Annotated in this window: 26 protein-coding genes; 24 read left to right on the top strand and 2 right to left on the bottom strand. The window is 37.3% G+C overall.

From position 1 onward, the window contains the following. The first annotated feature begins 123 nt into the window (after positions 1–123). The 20 genes from dxs to NV381_RS22300 all read left to right on the top strand — a co-directional run bounded on the left by dxs (position 124) and on the right by NV381_RS22300 (position 17,947). Positions 124–2,010, top strand: a complete 1,887-nt coding sequence (dxs, locus tag NV381_RS22390) for a 1-deoxy-D-xylulose-5-phosphate synthase (RefSeq protein ID WP_258215511.1) — start codon at positions 124–126, stop codon at positions 2,008–2,010. Positions 2,011–2,048: 38 nt separating this feature from the next. Next, positions 2,049–2,882 carry a TlyA family RNA methyltransferase gene (locus tag NV381_RS22385; RefSeq protein ID WP_258215510.1) on the top strand — a complete coding sequence of 278 codons (834 nt, stop codon included), beginning with the start codon at positions 2,049–2,051 and terminating at the stop codon, positions 2,880–2,882. A gap of 112 nt (positions 2,883–2,994) precedes the next feature. Continuing rightward, positions 2,995–3,474, top strand: a complete 480-nt coding sequence (locus tag NV381_RS22380) for a hypothetical protein (protein ID WP_258215509.1) — start codon at positions 2,995–2,997, stop codon at positions 3,472–3,474. Positions 3,475–3,580: 106 nt separating this feature from the next. Next, positions 3,581–4,030 (top strand): transcriptional regulator AhrC/ArgR, encoded by a 450-nt coding sequence (gene ahrC / locus NV381_RS22375; protein ID WP_258215508.1) that lies wholly within the window; start codon positions 3,581–3,583, stop codon positions 4,028–4,030. A 14-nt stretch (positions 4,031–4,044) separates the two neighbouring features. After that, on the top strand, positions 4,045–5,739 hold the full coding sequence (gene recN, locus NV381_RS22370; protein WP_258215507.1) for a DNA repair protein RecN: 1,695 nt from the start codon (positions 4,045–4,047) through the stop codon (positions 5,737–5,739). 118 nt (positions 5,740–5,857) lie between these two features. Then, positions 5,858–7,195: a SpoIVB peptidase gene (gene spoIVB, locus NV381_RS22365; RefSeq protein WP_258215506.1), complete on the top strand. Its 1,338-nt coding sequence runs from the start codon at positions 5,858–5,860 to the stop codon at positions 7,193–7,195. 210 nt (positions 7,196–7,405) lie between these two features. Continuing rightward, on the top strand, positions 7,406–8,212 hold the full coding sequence (gene spo0A, locus NV381_RS22360) for a sporulation transcription factor Spo0A (RefSeq protein WP_258215505.1): 807 nt from the start codon (positions 7,406–7,408) through the stop codon (positions 8,210–8,212). 172 nt (positions 8,213–8,384) lie between these two features. Further along, the gene (locus tag NV381_RS38520) at positions 8,385–8,630 is read left to right on the top strand and encodes a site-specific integrase (RefSeq protein ID WP_419182290.1); all 246 of its coding nucleotides are present in this window, start codon (positions 8,385–8,387) and stop codon (positions 8,628–8,630) included. Between the two features lie 125 nt (positions 8,631–8,755). Continuing rightward, on the top strand, positions 8,756–9,361 hold the full coding sequence (locus NV381_RS38515) for a tyrosine-type recombinase/integrase (RefSeq protein WP_419182289.1): 606 nt from the start codon (positions 8,756–8,758) through the stop codon (positions 9,359–9,361). An 81-nt stretch (positions 9,362–9,442) separates the two neighbouring features. Next, positions 9,443–9,724 (top strand): hypothetical protein, encoded by a 282-nt coding sequence (locus NV381_RS22350; RefSeq protein ID WP_258215504.1) that lies wholly within the window; start codon positions 9,443–9,445, stop codon positions 9,722–9,724. Next, positions 9,721–9,972, top strand: coding sequence for a hypothetical protein (locus tag NV381_RS22345; RefSeq protein WP_258215503.1), 252 nt, complete (start codon positions 9,721–9,723; stop codon positions 9,970–9,972). The genes NV381_RS22350 and NV381_RS22345 overlap by 4 nt, the downstream gene beginning before the upstream one ends. A 153-nt stretch (positions 9,973–10,125) precedes the next feature. Next, complete coding sequence (locus tag NV381_RS22340) at positions 10,126–11,100, top strand: tyrosine-type recombinase/integrase (protein WP_258215502.1); 975 nt, start codon at positions 10,126–10,128, stop codon at positions 11,098–11,100. A gap of 57 nt (positions 11,101–11,157) precedes the next feature. Continuing rightward, positions 11,158–11,598, top strand: coding sequence for a hypothetical protein (locus NV381_RS22335; RefSeq protein WP_258215501.1), 441 nt, complete (start codon positions 11,158–11,160; stop codon positions 11,596–11,598). A 61-nt stretch (positions 11,599–11,659) separates the two neighbouring features. Continuing rightward, positions 11,660–13,063, top strand: coding sequence for a hypothetical protein (locus NV381_RS22330; RefSeq protein WP_258215500.1), 1,404 nt, complete (start codon positions 11,660–11,662; stop codon positions 13,061–13,063). Continuing rightward, positions 13,056–13,526: a hypothetical protein gene (locus tag NV381_RS22325; RefSeq protein ID WP_258215499.1), complete on the top strand. Its 471-nt coding sequence runs from the start codon at positions 13,056–13,058 to the stop codon at positions 13,524–13,526. The genes NV381_RS22330 and NV381_RS22325 overlap by 8 nt, the downstream gene beginning before the upstream one ends. Before the next feature lie 96 nt (positions 13,527–13,622). Then, entirely contained in the window at positions 13,623–14,519 is an 897-nt protein-coding gene (locus tag NV381_RS22320; protein WP_258215498.1) for a DUF3991 and TOPRIM domain-containing protein, read from the top strand. An 86-nt stretch (positions 14,520–14,605) separates the two neighbouring features. Next, the gene (locus tag NV381_RS22315) at positions 14,606–15,283 is read left to right on the top strand and encodes a hypothetical protein (protein WP_258215497.1); all 678 of its coding nucleotides are present in this window, start codon (positions 14,606–14,608) and stop codon (positions 15,281–15,283) included. Between the two features lie 170 nt (positions 15,284–15,453). After that, positions 15,454–16,206, top strand: a complete 753-nt coding sequence (locus NV381_RS22310) for a hypothetical protein (RefSeq protein WP_258215496.1) — start codon at positions 15,454–15,456, stop codon at positions 16,204–16,206. Further along, positions 16,188–16,439, top strand: coding sequence for an HNH endonuclease (locus tag NV381_RS22305; protein WP_308862163.1), 252 nt, complete (start codon positions 16,188–16,190; stop codon positions 16,437–16,439). Before NV381_RS22310 ends, NV381_RS22305 begins: the two co-directional genes overlap by 19 nt. 299 nt (positions 16,440–16,738) lie before the next feature. Continuing rightward, positions 16,739–17,947, top strand: a complete 1,209-nt coding sequence (locus NV381_RS22300; RefSeq protein WP_258215495.1) for an HNH endonuclease — start codon at positions 16,739–16,741, stop codon at positions 17,945–17,947. 382 nt (positions 17,948–18,329) lie between these two features. On the opposite strand, the gene NV381_RS22295 is transcribed toward NV381_RS22300, so the two are convergent. Further along, positions 18,330–18,455, bottom strand: a complete 126-nt coding sequence (locus tag NV381_RS22295; RefSeq protein WP_258215494.1) for a hypothetical protein — start codon at positions 18,453–18,455, stop codon at positions 18,330–18,332. 49 nt (positions 18,456–18,504) lie between these two features. Beyond that, positions 18,505–18,729: a DUF2188 domain-containing protein gene (locus tag NV381_RS22290; protein ID WP_258215493.1), complete on the bottom strand. Its 225-nt coding sequence runs from the start codon at positions 18,727–18,729 to the stop codon at positions 18,505–18,507. A 322-nt stretch (positions 18,730–19,051) separates the two neighbouring features. On the opposite strand from NV381_RS22290, the gene NV381_RS22285 reads away from it, so the two are divergent. The 4 genes from NV381_RS22285 (at position 19,052) to NV381_RS22270 (ending at position 22,595) form a co-directional block, all read left to right on the top strand. After that, positions 19,052–19,879 (top strand): hypothetical protein, encoded by an 828-nt coding sequence (locus NV381_RS22285; RefSeq protein WP_258215492.1) that lies wholly within the window; start codon positions 19,052–19,054, stop codon positions 19,877–19,879. A gap of 27 nt (positions 19,880–19,906) precedes the next feature. Further along, on the top strand, positions 19,907–21,037 hold the full coding sequence (locus NV381_RS22280) for a hypothetical protein (protein WP_258215491.1): 1,131 nt from the start codon (positions 19,907–19,909) through the stop codon (positions 21,035–21,037). 82 nt (positions 21,038–21,119) lie between these two features. Continuing rightward, a complete protein-coding gene (locus NV381_RS22275; RefSeq protein ID WP_258215490.1) occupies positions 21,120–21,515 on the top strand; it encodes a DUF6979 family protein in 396 nt (131 codons plus the stop codon). A gap of 30 nt (positions 21,516–21,545) precedes the next feature. Beyond that, entirely contained in the window at positions 21,546–22,595 is a 1,050-nt protein-coding gene (locus tag NV381_RS22270; protein WP_258215489.1) for an SIR2 family protein, read from the top strand. The last annotated feature ends 131 nt before the right edge of the window (positions 22,596–22,726 follow it).

The raw sequence follows: 22,726 nt of genomic DNA, 5'->3' as shown, positions 1-22,726 counted from the left end.
GCTATAATGGGTGCAAGTTTAATGGGATACATAGGTTTATGTCGAAAAAAGATGAACCTGATGAACAATCACTCCATCTGATGGAGTTTTCTTTTATCCCAACAAGGAAAGCGGGGGAACAACGTGCTGCTCGAACAAATAACTCAGCCCAAAGACTTGAAACAACTGTCCATAGAGCAACTGGAACAACTGGCTACGGAAACCCGGCAGTTTCTTGTTGAAAAGCTTTCGGTCACCGGCGGACATCTCTCGTCTAACCTTGGTGTTGTTGAGCTTACTATAGCGCTTCATTATTTATTTAATAGTCCCTATGATAAATTTATTTTTGATGTGGGTCATCAGTCGTATGTTCATAAAATGTTTACCGGTCGTATGGACAAATTTGACACGCTGCGTAAATATAAAGGCTTATGCGGATTTGTAAAGAGATCCGAAAGTGAGCATGACGTCTGGGAGGCCGGACATAGCAGTACTTCTTTATCGGCTGCAATGGGGATGGCAATTGCTCGTGACCTCAAAGGCGACCATAATCGGGTTGTAGCCGTTATTGGTGACGGAGCTTTGACTGGCGGTATGGCGCTGGAAGCATTAAATCATATTGGACATGAGAAAAAGAACCTGATCGTTGTTTTGAATGATAATGAAATGTCGATTGCTCCTAATGTAGGAGCTCTGCACAATTATTTAGGCAAAATACGTTCGGATAAGCATTATGTGAAAGTGAAAGAAGAAGTCGAGTATTTGATCAAAAAAATTCCTGCCATCGGCGGAACGCTAGCCAAAACAATTGAAAAGCTGAAGGACAGCTTGAAATATATGGTTGTGCCGGGCGTTTTATTCGAAGAATTGGGCTTGACCTACTTGGGTCCGATAGATGGTCATAATCTGCCTGTACTATTAGAAACGCTTAAGCAAGCGGAGAAGGTGGAAGGGCCGGTTCTTCTGCATGTGGTTACTTTGAAGGGGAAAGGTTATTCGCCGGCCGAAGCCGATTCTCATGCTTGGCACGGGGCAAGCCCGTATAAGATCGAATCGGGTCAAATGCTCAAAGCTGTAGGGCCACCTATGTACACCGAGGTATTCAGTAAATCGTTAATTGATTTGGCCCGTGAGGACTCGCGTATCGTTGCCGTTACTCCGGCAATGCCTGGGGGATCCGGCTTATTAAAGTTTGCGGATGAGTTTCCTGATCGCATGATAGATGTAGGTATAGCCGAGCAGCATGCAGCTACATTGTGTGCCGCACTTGCGAATGAAGGGATCAAACCCGTTTTTGCAGTGTATTCTACCTTCCTGCAGAGGGCTTATGATCAGGTTGTGCATGACATTTGCCGAGCGAACTTGAATGTTATATTCGCCATTGATCGTGCCGGATTTGTCGGCCCTGATGGCGAGACTCATCAAGGTGCGTATGACATCGCTTTTTTACGCAGCATCCCTAATATGGTACTAATGATGCCGAAGGATGAGGATGAATTGCGGCATATGATGAAAACGGCCGTTGAATATAATGAGGGGCCAATTGCTGTTCGTTATCCACGGATCAGCGGACTTGGAACCTCGATGGATAATCCTTATCACACCATTCCTATTGGTACTTGGGAAGTTTTAAGACCTGGCGACAGTGCAGTAGTGCTTGCCGTAGGTCCGATGATTTCACTGGCAATGGAAGCTGCGGAGCAGTTAAGCAAGGAAGGCGTTCAGCTGAGAGTCATCAATGCCAGATTCATTAAGCCAATGGACGAAGCTATGCTCCTTCAACTGGCTAAGGATAATCTGCCGATTATCACGATGGAGGAAGGCGCACTAATGGGCGGCTTTGGCAGCAGCGTGCTTGAATACTACGCGAATCAGAATCTATATGGCCTTCGAATCAAAATTCTAGGAATACCCGATTATTTTGTGGAGCATGGTTCCGTCCAGGAGCAGCGTAAGGAAGTTGGACTTACATCGGAGAGACTCGTATCCGAGGTCAAAGCGCTTGTGCCGCGTAGGCGTCAGCACGCGTAGCCCATTGCAGCAGAAGATAATAGGAGTATGAATGAACCATGGCAGCAGATAAGGAACGGTTGGATATATTATTGATGGAACAAGGGTTCTTTGAGACACGTGAGAAAGCCAAAGCATCTATTATGGCTGGATTGGTTCTGGTTGATAACGAACCGGTTGACAAAGCAGGCACGAAAATATTACGAACAGCGAAGATACTTGTCAAGGGAGCTCTTCATCCTTATGTAAGCCGAGGCGGCCTGAAGCTGGAAAAAGCTTTAAAGCATTTTTCCATTGATGTTACGGGTGTCACCATGCTGGACATAGGAGCTTCGACAGGGGGGTTTACAGATTGTGCTCTGCAAAATGGAGCGGAGTATGTATATGCTGTAGATGTGGGCTATAACCAGCTGGATTGGTCGCTGCGTAACGATCCGAGGGTTCATGTGAAGGAACGCACTAATTTCCGCTTCATGCAGCCAGAAGATTTAGAAGGACCGCGGCCGACCTTTGCCTCAATCGATGTGTCGTTTATATCGCTGAAGCTGATTCTCCCTCCTTTGAGAGGGATATTGGCGGAACGGGGAGAGGTAGTAGCCCTGATTAAGCCACAGTTTGAGGCAGGGCGAGAAAAGGTGCCCAAAACGGGGGTCGTACGTGAGCCCGCCGTTCATACAGAGGTTTTACAAACAACGCTAGGATTCGCATCGGAAGCGGGATTTGTATTGAAGGGTCTGACCTATTCACCGATTCGAGGCGGAGAAGGCAATGTGGAGTTTTTGGCATATTTGGTATGCAACTCGGACGAGCCTGCTCAATCTCCAGAAGTCGTGGAGGATTGGATTCGTCAAGCGGTCAGCGATGCCGGGAAGCTTCAAAACTCATCGGGATGATGGGTTTTTTTGTTGCATAGGGGGATTTTTTGGCCAACTGGAGGATATTGACACCGATTTCTAGAATACTAATGATGCGGGTGTTCGCATTAAAGGTAGAGGTGATGTGTTTATGAAGGCTGGGGATGGATCGATACTTATTGTCATTTTGTTGGTATTGGGCATTTGGCTATTTTTTTATACCCGAAATCGGATGAGAACTATAGTGCATAGTGGGACGGCACCGGCGATCCCTGAGAATGACGAACCGGTGTCAGAGGATGATGTTACTCAGCTGTTATCTGAAGAAGGCTATAGCATCGTTAGCGGCAAGCAGCGAATTCCGATCCATATATCTGTAAATGATGATGCTGAGCTTTTGGAAAGTCGCTTGTTTATTGATTATTTTGCCGAAAAAGACGGACTTTATTACGCAGTAAAAATAGCAAAGGACCGCAAGCCATTGGAAATGCGCGGCAGTATGCTTCGTGACCGGTTATTGGTCTATCAGCTAGTTTATCCGCAGACCTCCGGGGTTATTTATGTTGAGCTTGAACAGCAAAAGTTAAACTTGATTGTGTTTGAATTGGATACCGAAGAACACGTTGGATGAATTAAAATTAAGGCAACGAAGCAGCTTTTAGCTTTTTCCAAAAGGAAGGTTTGAGTTTAAGCTTACTGTAAGCTTTGCCTTCGGCAAAACTCTTAGGAGGTAACCAATGAAAGGCCAAAGACACATTAAAATAAGAGAAATTATTACTAACAATGAAATCGAAACGCAGGATGAATTGGTGGATCAGCTGAGGCTGTCAGGGTTCCCAATAACACAAGCAACCATCTCACGCGATATAAAAGAACTGCATCTGATAAAGGTACCTTTGGATGATGGACGGTATAAATACTCGGTTCCCGCGGACCAGCGCTATAATCCGATGCATCGGCTTAAACGAGCTCTAAACGATCATTTTGTCCATATTGACTATACGGAAAATTTAGTTGTGCTGAAAAGCTTGCCGGGCACTGCAAACGCTATCGGGGCATTAATTGACAGCCTGGAGTGGAACGAAATTATGGGGACGATTTGTGGTGACGACACGATTCTGATCATTTGCCGAAACAAAGACCAAAGCTCGGTAGTGGTCAATCAGATTTTATCCATGTTAAGTTAACGGGAGAGATAACGATGCTGCTTGAAATATCCATACGAAATTTAGCCGTAATTGAGTCTGTCCATTTGAATTTTCGCAAAGGTTTTCATGTCATTACCGGAGAGACCGGTGCCGGCAAATCAATTATCATCGATGCTTTAACTCTTGTAGCAGGCGGTAGAAGCTCGGCAGATTTAGTTCGTTACGGCAGCGATAAAGCTTATATAGAAGCATTGTTTCACATTGAGGCGGGACATCCGGTTTGGCAGACGCTCGAAGAGCTGGGTATCGAAGCCGATGCGGAAGAACATTTGATTATTCGCCGCGAGATAACATCTCAAGGAAAAAGCACAAGCCGAATTAATGGACAGTTGGTTAATTTATCAGGGCTAAAGTCAGTTGGGGAATGGCTTGTTAATATACATGGTCAACACGAGCATCAATCGTTGTTTCATGTGGACGAGCATATTCGCTGGCTTGATTTGTTTGGCGAAACAGAGATAGGCCCTTACAAACGAGATTATCAGGAAGCTTATCATACATACATACAAGTTCGAAAAAGCTTGAGAGACCTTGAGGAAACAAGCAAGCAATCCCTTCAAATGCTGGATTTATATCGTTTTCAAGTGGAAGAAATAACTTCTGCCAAATTAAAAAAGGGTGAAGATGAATCATTAGCCGAAGAAAAGCGCAAACTAGCCAATGCGGAAAAATTATTCCAACATGCTTCTGATGCATACGAACTTGTTTACGGCAGCAAAAAAGGATTAGAGTCTATAAGCAAGGCTGTACAAAAGCTTCAAGATATTACCTCGCTTGACCCAGTGAAGCTTCAGCCTATAATGGAACAGGCGCAGAATGCTTATTACCAGCTGGAGGATGCTGCTTATCAAATTCGGGACTACCGGGATGATATAGAGTTCAATCCTGCACGCCTTGATTTTATTGAACAAAGGCTGGACACCATTTCGTCCTTACGAAGAAAGTATGGGGAAAATGTAGCGGATATTTTGCAGTATTTAATTAAAATTAAAGAGGAATTAGATTTAATCGAGAATAAAGATGAAAAGCTGCAGGAGCTTCAGAAGCAAGAACAGCAGATTCTTGCCGTTGTAAGAAACTTAGCGCGTGAATTATCCGATCAGAGACAATTGACTGCTGAAAGATTAGCAGGAGAAATTGTTTCAGAACTGCGCGATTTACATATGGAAAAAACTCAATTCAAAGTACAAGTCTCATTCAATGAAAATGCTCTTTCAGCTGAAGGTGCGGACGGAGTGGAGTTTCTGATCTCAGCCAATCCAGGGGAGCCGCTCCGATCTTTAAGCAAGATTGCTTCCGGTGGCGAAATATCCAGGGTTATGCTTGCTTTAAAATCCATTTTTGCAAGAGTTGACCGTATTCCAGTACTTGTTTTTGATGAAGTGGATACGGGAGTAAGCGGAAGAGCAGCGCAGGCTATTGCTGAAAAAATGTCTCGTTTATCCCGCAGCTGTCAAGTCTTTTCAATAACTCACCTACCTCAGGTTGCCTGCATGGCAGATGCTCATTACCGCATTCACAAAACAACGGACGGTGAAAGAACATTTACCCATGTTGACGATCTGGATACTGACGGCCGGATACACGAGCTTGCGCGTATGCTGGGCGGTGTTGAGGTTACAGGGACCACATTACAGCATGCTCAAGAAATGCTCGATTTGGCAAATGACAAGAAATCAAGGATGTAAAGTTAAGTGAGGCATCATTTTCTGTTATAAAACGAAAGGTGTGGGGATACCTTAAAGGTACGCAAAACGGCGGTGAGCATTTGCCGCTGTAGCAGAGGAAGCAAGGGAGCGTGACACCATGAGTTCCAACCAAAGAAAGAAATTGATTGGCTTGCTGCTCGTCTTCTTCGTTTGTCTGGGGAGCCTCTCCACACCTTTCCAGAGTTTTGCCTCCTTTCCCGAGGAGCTTCGGCTTTTCACTGGCCAACAAGCAAGTCTCCAGCTGACAATGCCCGTCAGTGCACAGGTTACAGTGAATAATCCGGAAATAGTCAAGGTTAATGGTTCAACCAAGCACTCATTTCAAGTAGATCTCCATAATCCAATTTCTTTGGAATCCTACAAAGCGGGTCAAGCTGAAATGAAACTTAAGCTTTTTGGCAAAATTCCTCTCAAAACGGTTAAAGTTAATGTTGTCCCCGATCTAAAAGTTATTCCAGGGGGGCATACTATTGGCGTTAAATTAAAATCTGCAGGCGTTTTAGTGGTTGGTCATCATTTAGTAACGATTGCAGACGATAAGAAGATTTCACCGGGCGAGGATGCCAAAATTCAGTTAGGCGATTTAATTGTAAAAATTAACGGGAAGCCATTGACCGATGTGTCAAAAGTTTCTGAGTTAGTTGCAGCGGCTGGTGAAAATAAGAAGCCTCTGACGCTAACTATCACACGAAATAATGAAATGATTGAGCTTCAGGTGCAGCCGTCCTACGATGTTGTGGACAAGACCTACCGTCTAGGATTGTATATTCGGGACTCTGCCGCAGGCGTGGGTACGTTAACCTTTTATGCGCCGGATCAAGGCGTGTATGGGGCACTGGGACACGTTATAACGGATATGGATACACAGACTCCTATAACAGTTGGGTCAGGAGAAATTGTACATTCTAATGTTACTTCAATCTCCAAAAGCCAGAATGGGGAGCCAGGAGAAAAAAGAGCCCAATTTTCAAAGGAAAGTAAAGTTCTAGGGAATATTGAGAAAAACACATCATTCGGGATTTTTGGTAAGATGGGTGAATTGCCTGATCATGGTCTGACTAAAGAAGCGCTTCCTGTTGCTTTTGCTGAGGAAGTTAAGGAAGGCCCCGCCCAAATTTACACGGTAGTGAATGGCCAAAAGGTTGAGAAATTCGATATCGAAGTCATTCATGTTGCAAAACAAGATTTCCCTGCGACCAAAGGAATGGTTATCAAGATTACGGATCCTCGCCTGCTTGAAAAAACAGGTGGCATCGTACAAGGAATGAGTGGTAGTCCGATTATCCAAAACGGAAAAGTAATTGGTGCAGTGACACATGTATTCGTAAACGATCCTTCAAGCGGTTATGGCTGCTTTATTGAGTGGATGCTACAGGATGCAGGAATCATGCTTAGACCGGCGCCAACAACAATAACAGAGCTGAAGGCAAGTTAAATTGCCCTCAGCTTTTTGTTTTGTTAGTTTATCACTGCATTTGTCGAAAAATGTATAACCATGATGCAAATTAATCATTATAAAATAAAATTGAAAAAAAATCCACAAGAATAATTTTCGACAGAAGGATTTTTATATAGCCTGTCGAAAGTATACAATAGGAAAAACATGTAAACATAATTTTGTCGCCATTTGAAGGAGGAAAAACCGTTGCAAATGATTGAAGTTTTATTAGCCGATGACAACCGAGAATTTACGAACCTTCTATCTGAATTTATTGATGAACAAGAGGATATGCATGTAGCTGGTGTTGCATATAACGGGAACGACGTTCTGAGATTGATCGAACAAAGTAACCGTGTGCCAGATGTTTTGATTCTTGATATCATCATGCCTCATTTGGACGGTTTGGGTGTGTTGGAGAGGCTTCGCGAAATGGACCTTAATCCTCAACCAAAGATAATTATGTTAACTGCATTCGGCCAAGAGAACATCACACAAAAAGCAGTTCAGTTAGGCGCGTCTTACTATATTCTAAAACCGTTCGATATGGAAATTTTGACTAATAGAATTCGTCAGCTAGTAACAAGCAATCAAAGCAATTCTATCATGTCGTCTTCTTCAAGCAGCATGAGAGCCAATATTGTACAAATGCCCAAAGGTAAAAACTTGGACGCGAATATTACTACAATCATTCATGAAATAGGTGTGCCGGCACATATCAAAGGCTATCAATATTTACGTGAAGCCATCACAATGGTGTATAACAACATCGAAATCTTAGGTGCAATTACCAAAACGTTATATCCGGCCATTGCCGAAAAATACAAAACAACCCCGAGCCGCGTAGAACGTGCTATCCGTCACGCGATTGAAGTCGCATGGACGCGCGGCAACATCGACAGTATCAGCCACTTGTTCGGCTATACGATTAATATCTCTAAAGCTAAGCCAACTAATTCTGAATTTATCGCGATGGTGGCGGATAAGCTGCGGATCGAGCATAAGGTTAGTTGAAAGGGTTAGGAGCTTTGTGGGGTAAGGGGATATTGTGATTTGGAAACGGAATCCAGCTAGTATATGAAAACCGATAAACTTGATTTGAAGCCTATAAACTTTTCCCATCTCACCCAATAAACCAAAAAGGTTTATTGGGTTTTTGATTTGTCAAAAAAGTGGGAGGAAGCCTATGAAATTATCGGAATTAGAGTTCTATGTTGAAGATTTTTTAGCCTTTTGCCAAAGCAAGAATTTATCACAAAAAACGATTGCTTCTTATGAGCAATCGTTGAAATTATTTGTCGCATATTTAAAAAATGAACATGAAATCGTGGGAGTTAGAGAAGTACGTACAGGGCATATAAGACAATATATTACCTTCGTTCAAGATAGAGGGAAGTACACCGTAGTGAATAGAGAATCCTCTAAGACATAAATTTCCCTGAAAAGCGTACAGATTACAAGAAACAAGTATCATCAATCACCATCAATAATTACTTACGCAATATCAAAGTTCTATTCAATTGGCTTCAACAAGAAGGGGAATTACAAAAAAATCCAGTGGATAATGTTTTTCAAATTAAAACAGTACGAAGGCAAAAACAAGGAATAAATCAAGAAGAATTTAACAAATTGATTGAAAACTTTGATTATACAACTTTTCATGGCTACAGAAACAAAATCATTGTACTTCTATTGCAAGATACTGGAATGAGAATAGGTGAATGTTTGGAAGTAGTTGTTGATGCCATTGATTTTAAAAGTAAGATGATTCTTTTGACCAAAACTAAAGGGAAAAAAGAAAGATATGTGTATTTCTCTCCCACTATGCAAAGAGAATTAAAGCAATATCTAAAATTCAAAGATCGTTATACGGAGACTCCCTTACTTTTTCCTACAACAAAGGGAACAAATATGAGCGTTCAGTCATTTGAAAAACAATTAAAGGATACTGGTAAGAGAGCAGGCATTGACATACACCCACATCAAATTAGAAATAATTTTGCTAGGCATTATCTACTAAATGGTGGGGACTTTTTTACACTTTCACGTATCTTGGGTCATAGCTCAGTAACAGTTACGGAACAAGCCTACATGGATTTAACGCGTGAAGAAATTGCAAAGAAATATCAAAACCATAGTCCTCTTAGTAAGTGGAAGTTATAGTTACGTAAACATCTTAAAGTCATTCTAGCGTTTACAGAAGCCAAATCGATACCCAATCCATCCCTAGGAGTTGACCCACATATGAGCGAAACTACAAACCCAAAACCATCAATGAAGCAAGCCTACTTCAACCAATCATCGCAAGAAGCAGACCTTCAACACCGCATTAAAACGCTCCAGCACCTTCAGCAGCAAATCATCCAATCCGCTCTGCTCTTAGGTTCAATCCTTCACACTGACACTCTCAGTGACGTTGTAGAAGCCCTACACAAGATGCGCAGTGATCTTGAAAGACAAGCATTATCTCTCAAACTAAAACAATCAATCCTTATCTCAGATTCAAACAGAGGTACCAACGTATGAGCGATGCATCCAGCAAACACGATAAGCTTTTAGAGGAAGAACAACAACTTCAGAACAAGATAACAACATGCCAGACGATGCTACAAGTGGTTTTCAACGCGTTACAAGATGAAACGGTAAACTTACATTTGCTTACGGTAGAAGATATTGTGGTGCTTATTCATTCGTTTGAAGCTAATGCTCACACGGAGTTGTTGCATTTGTGGTTCGAGAAGTCGGTAAGGGGAAACAAGCTAGGAAATCAATAACGAAAGTAGATGTAAAGGGACTGAAAAGTCCCTTTTTCTTATCGGTTGGGAGAAACAACCGCAAATTAAAACAAAACCTCTTGACAAGTGCAAAATAATACAATATACTTTGGATATCAAATAAGCGCAAAATAAAATGAAAGAGTGAAGTGAATGACCGAACAAGAAAAAGGTATTTATAATGCAGGGTGCAAAGAACAATTTCTTAGCATGTATCCAGTAAAGTCTGGAATCACATACAGAAACTTTTTTGACAAAACCAAACATGTTGAACACCGCTTGGAAAAAGACATTTATGAATTTGAATTGCCTGAAATCGAAGATTTCTTTACGGGATTACATATTGACTACATTTCCACAGCAAGGTCGTATGGAAGGATTTGCACTAAATATGTTGATTGGGCGATTTCAAAAGGATACAAGAACAATAATGAAAATCCATTAAGGAACGTAAGAACAAAATGGTTTGAGCAATTTGTTCGTGAAGAAGCTAAAATTTTTTATTCAAGAAAAGAGATTTCTGAAATTCTTGATGACTGTGTAAATGCTCAAGATTCTGTAATAGTTTGTTTGGTGTTTGAAGGTATACTTGGACAAGCAGGAGCTGAGATTAGAAATTTAAAAATTTCTGATATTGATTTCGTTAAGCATAGATTAAATCTTACTGATAATGATGGTTCTAGGCGAGTAGTGGAGGTCACATCTGATTGTATAGCATTACTTGTAAGGGCAATATCAGAAAAAAAATATTATAAAAGCAATGGTAAGATGGAAGGGAGTGGTAATGTAAGGGACTTCACTGAGTTAATTGAAAGTGAATATGTCATAAGAAGCTCTAATACTGGGAAAGAGAAAAATTTAGGTGCGATTGATAAGTTCGTACTATATCGAAGGATTGAGTCAATCGAAAAGCAACTTGATTTGGAGAATTTTACAATTAAAAATATTTCTCGCTCTGGCATGATTGCACTTGCACACCAGCTAGTTCAAGATTATTCGCAGGAAAAGTTAAATCTGACTATTGTGATTGAAGTATCCCATAGGTTTAAAGTTAACTCTTATAATTCCTTGCATAGTTTTGTCAATGATAAAACAATAGCAAAAATTTATGGAGAGAAGTACGAATAAAACTTCTCTCTTTGTTAGACCATAAGCGCAAAATAAAATAACGGAGATAAACTGAAAATGACAAACATGACAATGAAAAAAATGAAAAATACTTACCAACAGCTTACGAAGAAGGAAAAGTTGCTTGCAAGACAGGTCACAGGCTACAACACATTGATTAGCAGCCTTCTTGTTGAACTTAGAGGTCTTGGGGAAAAGCTGGATGCATCTTTCGCGAAAGAGATAGTATTGCGAATCCAAAATGAGAAAGGCAAGTTAGAAGAAAAGCTGGTTTCTATAAGAATCGATAAGAGTGTAATGAGCGCAAAGCTCAACTTTACTTTTGAACGTATACTTGAAAGCAACACAATTGAAGAACTATTTTCATCAATCAATGAAAAGTATGAGAGTTACGCTATTCCAGTTGAATTTACATATGAATATGACAATGAAAATGATGATATTAAGAATGTGACTTTCTTCAAGGCTAATTCAAAGAACGTGGAATTTAATAGCTAGCTTTAATATAAACTTTCAATAAGTGCAAAATAAAATCGATGCAATAAAAGGGGAATAACAAATGAGTATACAAATAGCCAATCTACAGACTTTACTTAGCAATGAGCAACAAGAAAATTTACACAAAAAAGCTTTTTCTCAAATGGTAGACGTAATAATAGACGTTATTGAAGAATTTAATAACTCAAAAAAACAAACTAAACACTATGTTTGTTCATCTCTACCTGGTCATGGTAAAACTGCCGCACTAGAAGCGGTGGCCAAATACCTTCTAACTCAAAAATTCAAGACTGCATTATTAATTGTCTTTTTAAATAACGATAATATGCGAAAGTTTTCTAAACCAGTATCAGATTACGCTAAAATGAAGAACATTCAAAATGCCATTACCTACGTTGATACAAACAACGTGGATGATGTAATAAATGATTTAACAAATTATCAAATCGTTTGTATAACTCAACAACGCTTTCGTGATCTCGCTAATGAAGTTAGTGATCCAGATGACTATATGCGGTATAAACTAACCAATGGATTGACTCTTAAACGGAATATAATCGTTGATGAAATGCCTGAGTTTATTTCTCATTGTGGTTTTGACCTTGGAAGTAATGACAATCAAGTTGATTGGTTTGATGCACTAGCTAGTGAAAGTGAACTAAGTAAAGATGTCAAACGATTTGCTAGGAAGACTATTACAACGATTATCAATCAAGAAATGGATGAAGACTCGCCTGTAACGAAGCGGTTAAGTCGTCATCTCATAGAAAGTAGTGACTTGGAACGATTGGATGGAATATTAGCGAACCTAAATACCAGAAATGCGGAAAATGAATATCTAGCTAAGTTTACTTGGTTCAAAAAACTTCTACATCAAGATGATGTAGGAGTAATCGACAGGCATGATAGAGGATCAACCATTTTATGTGCAAGGAGAATTGACTATCGAGAGCTAGGTAACATTCTGATTTTGGATGGAACAAGCAATATTACCAAGCGACTTTATAACAACGAATATCAATTTATTCACACTAAGAACTATCATGATTATCAAAGCAGACTTCATTTGCACTTGCAAGAAATCAATACGTCAAGTCATGCAAAGAAGGACAAAGAGAAAAGGATAGAGATTTTCGAACTTATCTCAAATGATATTGAAGCAATTCGATCATCTGGAATTGACCTTTTTCCTTTAGTTAAGAAAGATGAAATAAACATTTGTATTGGCAATAAGATTATCACTAAAGATCAGATTACCTTGTATGATCAAAATAATGCTGATGAATTGCCGCTTAATCTCTTGAACACAACTGGGAAGAACAAACTAAATAGGTATCATGCATTAGCGTTACTAAACATCCCATTAAGACATCCATCCGTGTATAAGAAGACTGCAATTTCTTTGTATGGAACGAATATTGATCTTTCCATGAACAAAGGAAGATCAAAAGCTTGGTTTGTATGAAAGAGTGCAAGCGATTTTCGATGAACTTGTTCTAGCAGATCTTATGCAAATAATTCATAGAAGCAGCATTCGAAACATTAACGATAACTCTATTGTGAATATCTACTTGTACACGTATCGCAAAGAATGGCTAGATATGCTTCAAATAGCGTTTAGTTTGCCACCAAGTAACGTTCATAATAGTAAGCTTCAGGATTTGTCCTTGGATAAATTTATTGAAAAGTGTACTCAATGGGCTGAAAACTCTAAGGAATACGCTTTGAAATACGAAGGTGATCTTTTTAGCTTTCCTACGCATACTGCCTATGAGATAGGTGGAAGATCATTTAAAGATTGGTTTAACTCCAATTGGCAGAAGCAAGAAAGGCAAGAGATATTAAAAGAAATCTTCTCAAAGCAAGGAATGGACATAGAGATAAATGAAAAAGGTTATAAATCAATTTATTTAAAGGAAGTATGCTGAAAAATAGCACTCATGTTAGGTGACGAACTGTTTCTATTATATAGAGAATAATTTCGTCACCTACTATTCCAATAACAATATAAGAAGGTGAAAATAGTGCGAATAAGTGATGATAATATTCAAAAAGCCCGTATGACTAATCTGATTGAGTTTTGCGAACGAAATGGTTATGAGCTTAAGCCAGAACGTAATGGTGACCATAAGGTTGTTGGTTATGCTGGGTTGGTTATCAAGGATAACTTTTACTATAGGCATAGTGAAGAAAAAGGTGGCAACGCACTTGATTTTTGCATCCGTATTTTGGGGATGAACTTCAAAGAAGCTGTGGAAGCTTTGATTGAGGTTAATAGTGTGGTGGAGGACGTTGAATGTGATCGCCTACGGCAATCACAGGCTAAACAGGAAAAAAAGGGTGTGTTTATGCTGCCTAAGAGAGCTGCCGCTAATACTGTTTTGTATCCTTATTTATGCAAAGTACGCAAAATACCTATGAAAATAGTAAAGCGTATGATTGAGAAGGGTTTGGTCTATCAAGATGATAATTACAATTACGTATTCCCTTGCTTTGACAATATAGGGGGTGCTAAAGGTGCGATTCTGAGGGGAACGCATGACGATAATGTATTTAAAGGTAGAGCGGCTAATAGTGATGTGAGTTATGGTTGGGTGATTGAATCTGATGAATATTGCAATGCGGTGACAGTAGTTGAAGCTCCTATTGATGCAATGTCATTGTTAGCATTGTACCCTGAAAGGGCTGGAAAGAACTACTTGCTTGCCCTAGGTGGATTGCATTTAGAAGCAATAAAAATGTTCCTCAAGGAGAATAAACAAATTGCTAAAGTGGTTCTTGCATTGGATAACGATGATCCTGTTAAAGAGTTCGTTGAGAAGGTAAAGATTGATTTGGGACAGATTTATGAAATTAATGTACTTGTCCCAGTCTATGGTAAGGATTGGAATGAAATGTTGGAGCAAGAACGCACCGCATAATTTTTTCCTGTTCCGCAGCCTGCCGCTAGGCATGCAATATACACGCAATCAAATTATACAAATTAAATTACTGGAGGTTACAAACGATGCTTACGATGAAAAAATTTCTTAATGTTGAAAACGATGTGCTTGCAGGTGAGAAACAAATATTCTCATTAAAAGACAACTGGGATTTATTTAGACCGCATCTTGAAGATGCTGATGTTGTGACAAGTCTCAGGAGATGTTTAGGAATAAGAAGTTCTGAAGAGTGGGATCAAGATGAAGATGCGCCTTGGACATACACACCTTCGGATTATTGGGTTACAAAATTAGATGACCAAGTTCAAGCTGATATTGAGTATCAATCAGAGAAAAAATCGCTCTTTGAATCAATGTTTGGCTTAGAAGTAAACATTGAAGATGATGAATTTTGGGATGATTTTTATGAATCAGAAGCCTTTTCTGAATTGGATTATCGCTATTATGAAAAATACCAACCTAAAAAGTACGAATTAGACTGGTATCGTTGGGTTCATGGTTGCTTCTTTATCGCGCCTTTCGTGGCAACGTTGCTTAAAACAGCAATTGAAGATGCTGAAGGGATATTGATTTTGACAAGTGAAACACATTCCGTAGCGTCATTTACTAAGAACAATGTTCTTTATTACGCTGATCTACTTATTGAGTGGGATTCTGTTAAGGATTTGGAAGCTTTTATGGGAGAATTAACGGAAGTTAAATTTTTGGCAAATAATAACGCATTTAGTGAAAAGGTAGCTTAAACGAAGGAAAACGAAGAAACGCCAGTTAGCTTTGCTGGTGTTTCTTCAATAACTCAAACTGTCTCTAATGGAGATTTTGTATCAGTCTAATAATTTACATTTTCTAATGACAATATATGGATTGATTGTTAAAATCAATTTTAGTGATTGCCAATAAGGGAGATGTAAACATGATTCCTCCGAATATAACGTCAGAACACATTATTAATGCAATAGAACAAATCAGAAAAAAAGGTGTGCCTGAACGAAGAGAACCAACAAAATATGCTTTAGTTTTTAAAGAAAAGCACTATCCTCCTAAATATACTATTTCTTTAGCAAATTACTTTGCGAATGGGGAAGAACTTCATCCAAATAAATTTAATGGTGGGGATGAAAGCAATAAGTTTTTAAGGAAACTTGGTTTTATTGTCATTGATGAAATAAGTGAGATTTCACCAATCGAAAAATCGTTAATTGAGCAATTTCATAAAGACGTAATTAGTGCCTACAAAAAGGCGAAATCAGAGTGTGGGTATAACGCATCAATTTTCATTCAAATTGTGACTCGTGATGGAGCTTTAAAGGTTGCAAAAGATTTCATACATAAGAAACAAGCGACTACAGGATTTGAAAAACTTTATTTTGCTGGGAGATTAGATTTGACTATAGAAGCACATGTATTACTACCGAAATACAAATCAATGTTTACACTTGAAGAAAGAAAAACTGCTTTTGAACGTTTGAAAGAGTACAAATTTGAGGTATTAGGTGTAGTTTTTGAGGATAGTATAGATTTACATACAATACAAGATGATATTCTAGCTGACAATATAGAAAATGAGCATGAACTTAGACCTGAGGGTGCAGTCAAGACTTACTATGGTAAGAGATATGAGCGGGATGCAAAAATAGACAAAGAGCAATTGATTTACATGGCTTAAATTGTGTTGTTTGTAATTTCAACTTTGAAGAAGCCTACGGAGAAAGAGGAAAAGATTTTATTGAGGTTCATCATGTTAAACCATTAAGTACTTTGGAAGGAGAAGAGGTTAGGATTGACCCTGCTGTGGATTTGTTTCCTGTTTGTGCTAATTGCCACAAGATGATTCTTCGAAGGTATGATGATGTATTATCGCTTGAGCAGATGAAGAAAGTTGTAAGGGTTAGACATTAACTGAAGTGTATTCCTACCTACTACACCAGTAACTGCTACGATAAGGAAATTATCAGCGTAACATTATCCTCTTTCCCATACACGTGATACTAGCAAGTTCTTTGACGCTTTTTATCGTGAATCCCTATATTGAATCTGACTTCTTTTATTGATGATGGAATAGCATGTTGTATCTATGATTTTGCGATGACTCTGACGAAGTGAAAATGGGATGCGCAATGTTGAACTCAACTAAATTTTTTATTTTGCCAGCATAAATGCATTATGAATAAATATTTAGGAAATTATGGAGAGTAATAATGAATTGTATATATTGTGATGAAATCATCTCTTTTATGAATGAAAGTAAAGAACATATAATACAAAATGCATTGGGGGGACTATATGAATCCACTCAAATATGTTGTAATAAATGTAACAACATTGTTCAGAGAGAGATCGATGATAAGTTTTGCAAAAAATTCAATCCTGTTATAACACAAATAGAGAATATGAAAAAGACAAATAGTTCAGCAATGCCATCGTGTAAAGGAAGGGCAAAGTACGGAGACGATGGGAAAATCTATAATGTAATTATTAAAAATCAAATTGTTATTGATTGTCCTGAGTATAAAAAATTGCACAGAACGAATCTAAGTAAAGCTGAATTGAGAAAATTTGAAATTGTAGATTACTGTATTGATATTGATTTAAATAATGATGTGTTTAAGCAAGGTATCTGTAAAATTGCTTATAATTATGCAATTGAAAAGAAAGTCCCAAATAATAAAATAAAGCCTGTTTTAAATGTAATAAAGAACAACAATATCATTACAAATATAACATTCAGTGCATCTATTATTCCTTTTATTGCACTTAACGCATTTGATAGTTATCTAGAACTAGATACTTTTTTTGAATTATCTCATACATTGATCTTGTTTTCTCATCAAAACTACTTGTGTTGCTATGTAGATTTATTTAACACATTTCAATACTTTGTAGTATTGTCAGAAATATGGGATGGAAAAGAAATTTACGAGCCTTATTGTCAGGTAGTTCAAAAAATTGATAGGAATATGCCTGAATTTAATATTTATCGTGTTAAGCACATTCATACAATAGCTACTATTTATGGTGTAGAACCTACTCTTAACATTGATAAGTTGAAAATGGATGTCCAGACAGTTATTAATAAGGAACCTTATGAAAAAAGTATGGGCAGTTATATTTCCGACAAGATTTCATATCATTATACAAAATCAACCAAATATAGTTTATATGACAAATATAAAAGTATTTCTTATTATATGGATGATGATGACATGTTGAGAGAGAAACGCTTTAGGCGATTTACACCAAGTGTAGATCAAATAAACAGTGAAGTTCCATTTTATTTTTACCCAACATACATTCTCCAAATGATAGAAGACAGAAGAACAATTAAAGATAAAGAATACATAGATTCGAAACAAAAACGACTTTTCAGCTATTTATTACATTCTTCAGAAGAACCATCTAATATTTAGAAAATTAATCTGCTACGACATAAGTCAGTGAAAAGAGAAAATGGAAGTTATTTTTTTGTGATATATAGAATTAGAACACGCAAGATTTTTCTCTTAGCAGGTATAAAAGTGAGATTTTATGGAAGGTCAGTAGCTTATCAGGCGAACAGAAATGGGGGTAGGAAGGCTTCACATTTATTGTGCGGAGAGGTTTAGAAATGTTGTGGGCTACGTCTTTTAGATGAATAAAATAAAGAACCACTAATCTTAGATTAGTGGTCTGCTAGGTATTTGTCAGAGGTACACGACTTGTGAGAGTAACTATGTACATAAAGAAAATCAACTCCATTCGTCAAAGCGAATTTTCTCTACAATATTAAGTTATAAGAAGAAGTAAAACTATCTAGTAAGTCTTTTGGGTAGGCTTGTTTGTGGATTTGAAAATTAGGAACAAAGCTACAACAATAGCTGCTCCAATAAAAATTCCATCATATCTTCCTTTGCCGTAAACACGTTGAATTGTAGACATGAATATTTACCTCCTTTCACATTAAGTGTACTTAGTTTTAATTTTGATCCTATCCCTTTATATTTCTAGGGTCATTTCCGTAACTATTCTTTTCTCTTATTTTGTTGTCTTTTCCGTGAATCACATGCTCTAATCCATCTTTTTTTGCCCTTGGTATAGCTGCTTGAATTGCTTCCTTTTGTGTATCGTATAATCCGCTTGCTCTTGAGTTTCCACTAATTACATTAGCCCACTTGTCACCACGTTTAGTTGTATGGATATTTCGATTTGGCATCTTTTCTTACCTCCTTTCTAACTTTGGAGTTATAATATTCAGACAATACTAGCAATCGACTATCGTGAGTGCTAATGTCTCTATAGGATTAATATTACTCTAGTAAATACCAAAATGCAATATGTTTTTTTGATGAAACCACAATATATAGTATTGGAGTGTCCATTTTAGTTGTGTATATAGTGTTTTGGTGCCTGGATTACTCAATACAATGAAATACATTAACTGATAATAATGTACTTGGATTATAATATGTTATATTTCTCCACAAAAGGATATGGTAAAATAATCCTAGATAATCTAAAGCTAGGGGTAGAAGAAGATGGAAAAAAGAATGTATTACTCAACAAGGAACAATAAGAAAGCCATTGATGTATATCAATTATACAAGCAACTTCAGAGTCTATTTCTTTATTACAAAAGCAAAGATTATTTTAAAGAAAAACTATCAATTACATCATTTGATGTCCCAGAGGATGCTAATCATAAGGCAATGTTTGAGATAAAGTTCATGCCATTTCCAATAGAAAAGTGGGATAGATTAGATGTAACAGAGGAAAATATTTTCGATACAATTGAGTTCTTATTTCATCATGTTTCAAAACCAGGAGAGTTAGCATGGTATTCGTCAGACACAGGCTACAATTATCAGGATTATGAAAATTACGATGATTTTAGTGGAAAGGTTGAGTTTAAAGGAGCAGTAAATCTTCTAATCTGTGATTACAGTGATGGTTTTGAAATTTCTGATTCAGGTGAGATATTATCACTTGGAAAAAATGGATTAGAGGAAATTTTGGATGCAGAAATAATTCAATACGATCCAGAAAACGTTGACTTCAAAGTGAGGGAAGCCATCCGCAAATGGAAAAATAGAAGTCAATCAGTTGAAGATAGAAGACAAGCTATTATTGATTTGGCAAATGTATTTGAATGGCTTAAAAAGACTGAAAAACTTGCAAAAGCACTTGATAAAAAAGATGAAAGCTTAATTTTTGAGTTAGCAAACAAATTTGAATTAAGGCATCATAACCCTGAACAAATTAGGAATTATGATAAGAACATATGGCATTCATGGATGTTCCATTTCTACTTAGCAACTTACCATGCTGTAATTAGAATATTGAAAAAGCAAGAAGATACTAAATAAATACATATATATTTGGAGGTATTAAAATTGAAACAGAAAAAGACAGTATATGTATCTGCCAATCGACCGAGTGAAATAATTCCATTATTAGGGGAAGCTTTATTATTCTATGATTCAGTTGCACTAGATGTTTCAGCTGCTAATGTATTCGAAGTCTTAGCTGCAAATATAGAAGCAAAAACAATGGAAGAACTATTAGCTGAAAATTTGATTATTCCAGTTTACAATACTTATGGGACAATAATTGCAAAGCAAACAACAAAGACATTAAATAGTATTATGCTTTTGGATTATGAAAAAAATGGTATTCCACCTGTAGACTACGGCAAGTTAGAGGAAGTGTTTAAAGCTAGCTATCCGAAAAATACAATTCAACAATTTAGCAGTAAGCTTACAAGTAGTCAAGTTAGTAGCGATATTCTTCTTGAAAACTGTAGAAATGATCTTAATAATCTTGAACTAACTTCAGCTGTTTTTAATTTCGTTAGAGATAGGTTTGATCTACCAGATTTCACTATTGAAATTTCAGATGGTGCTTGCTACTTTACTCCTAAAACAAAGGATAAAAGATTACAAAAAAGGGTTCTTGACGAAGCAACATATGGATTACACTTAATTTCTGAACTGAATTTTAGAATGGCTTTGCTTAGCCAATTTGATGAAGTGGTTTGTGAAAGTGAGTTAGAAGATTTTTTCGTCAAGAAATTAAGGCAAGCGTACCGTAAAGATATTTATAGGAATCAAAGCGATAATTTCCTTGAATTATGCGAAATACATGATTTCCCAGATATTAAAGAAAATATCTCAGCAGGGCTAATGAATATTTCGGATATTCTAAAACTGAGGAAAGGTGATGGGCAGATTCTAAGGCATTGGTTGGACAATACTACTAGGACATGCTTAAAGGAACAAACGAATTTTTCTAAGTCAGTCGCGAAATTAATTATAAATAATAGTAATAGTGGTTTGTCACTACCAACTAGAACTGTTATTTTTGGTTTCTTGCAAGTGTTGTCTATTATCAAACCAGTTGAATCTGTTTTGCTATCCGCTGCAAATGAGTTCATTGTTCCAAAAGTAATAGAAAAATGGCAACCTAAGTATTTCTTTGATAAAGCAAGAAAATTACAAATTAAAAAAACAATGAAGGTAAACTAAATTCAGAAATTTTGAAAGCCAAAAAATACTTGTTACAAGTATTTTTTGGCTTCCTAATTATTATTCCTAGAGAGAAGTACAAATGAACAAATATGCTCAGGCAACTTTAATAGCAACAAAGTTAATCGAAAATAACCAAGCGTCTACACCCTTGGAAGCTTGGAACATAGCTACAACGGAAACTTGCGGTGAAGGTACATGGGCGCAGAAGAAGGGGTGTCCTAAGAACGCTTTTCTTGGGTTATGTGAAGCAGGATTGGTGAAGGGTATTTCGAAAGGAATCTATACAGAGAGAAGCAATTCACAAAAGAATAAGGGCTATGCAATCAAGGCTGTGGAGTTGCTTAGAGAGAATCCTGAGTTGGCTGAGGATCTGAAAGTGTTATGGGAAACTGTTATGGATGGCAAGGTAATGTCACATAATTATCAAATGGATGTTGTTGTTTCGTTGTGGAAACATGGGCTGATTTGTGAATAGCATCTAATTATATAGCACAAGGGGTGTCGAATGGAAAAAGTAGTATATATATTAGGAGCTGGATTTTCTGCTCCGCTTGGTCTGCCAGTAATGTCAAATTTCATTTTGAAGGCTAAAGACTTATATTTTCAAGATACAGAAAGATATTCCCATTTTAATGAAATATTCGATTTACTAAATAAAATGTCAGTTATAAAAAACTTCTTCAAAGCAGACCTTTATAATATTGAAGAAATCCTATCAATCCTCGAAATGAATGACTACTTGGAGGGGCAGAATAATACAGAAAAATTCAAACAATTCCTTAGAGATGTAATTGAGCATTACACTCCTGGAATTGTTGATTACAATGAAAAAGTGTCCAATTGGCATGACTTTGTTTTTGGTCAAAGTGAGTCAAACATACTTTATGGGCATTTCGTTGCGGAATTGTTCAACCTGAAGTTCGAAATGTTGAACAGAAATGATAGAATTATTAAATTTAAAAGAAATCACGAAGCAAATACAGAATATTCAGTTGTCACTTTAAACTATGATTTGGTGTTAGAAAATACTATTAGATACCTAAATAGAAAATGTGATGTCTCACGACCAATAACGTTTGCTGGAAATGCAGCTGCAGAAGCGTTTCAAAGTGAAGTGCAGCTCTCTAAGCTGCATGGTTGTATAGAAAAGATGAATTTAGTTCCTCCTACTTGGAATAAAACTTCAAACCAAGACCTATTAGAAACTTGGAAAATTGCCCAAAAGCAATTAAGGGAAGCAAACCATGTTAGAATTTTGGGATATTCATTGCCTATCTCAGATTCATATATGAAATATATGTTAAAGTCATCTCTATTGGAATCAAAACACTTAAAATCAATTGATGTAATTTCCCTTGACCCCAGCGGGGAAGTTAAACAAAGATTTGATGATTTTATTGATTTTAACTATTACCGCTTTAAGAATGGAAATATTGTGGATTATTTAAAGTTGCTCAATGACATAACTAAGAACTTGAAAATGTATAGCTCTAACGATCAACACATTCACAATCACTTGGAAAGAGTGCATTCTGAGTTTATGAGTAGTCTATAAGCAAAACATTATTGCAGAAGTAAATTTGGTGAAGTTTAATCTTTTGAAATGTGAGTGGGTATGAATCCAAGGACAACTTTGGTTCGTGCCTTTTCTCATAAATGAATGTTTTTGAGAACTTTTGGCTTGGC

The sequence above is a fragment of the Paenibacillus radicis (ex Xue et al. 2023) genome, from assembly GCF_024722015.1.
Lineage (GTDB): Bacteria > Bacillota > Bacilli > Paenibacillales > NBRC-103111 > Paenibacillus_S.
Note: the sequence above shows the minus strand (reverse complement) of the source record. Positions and strands in the feature narration are given on the sequence as shown.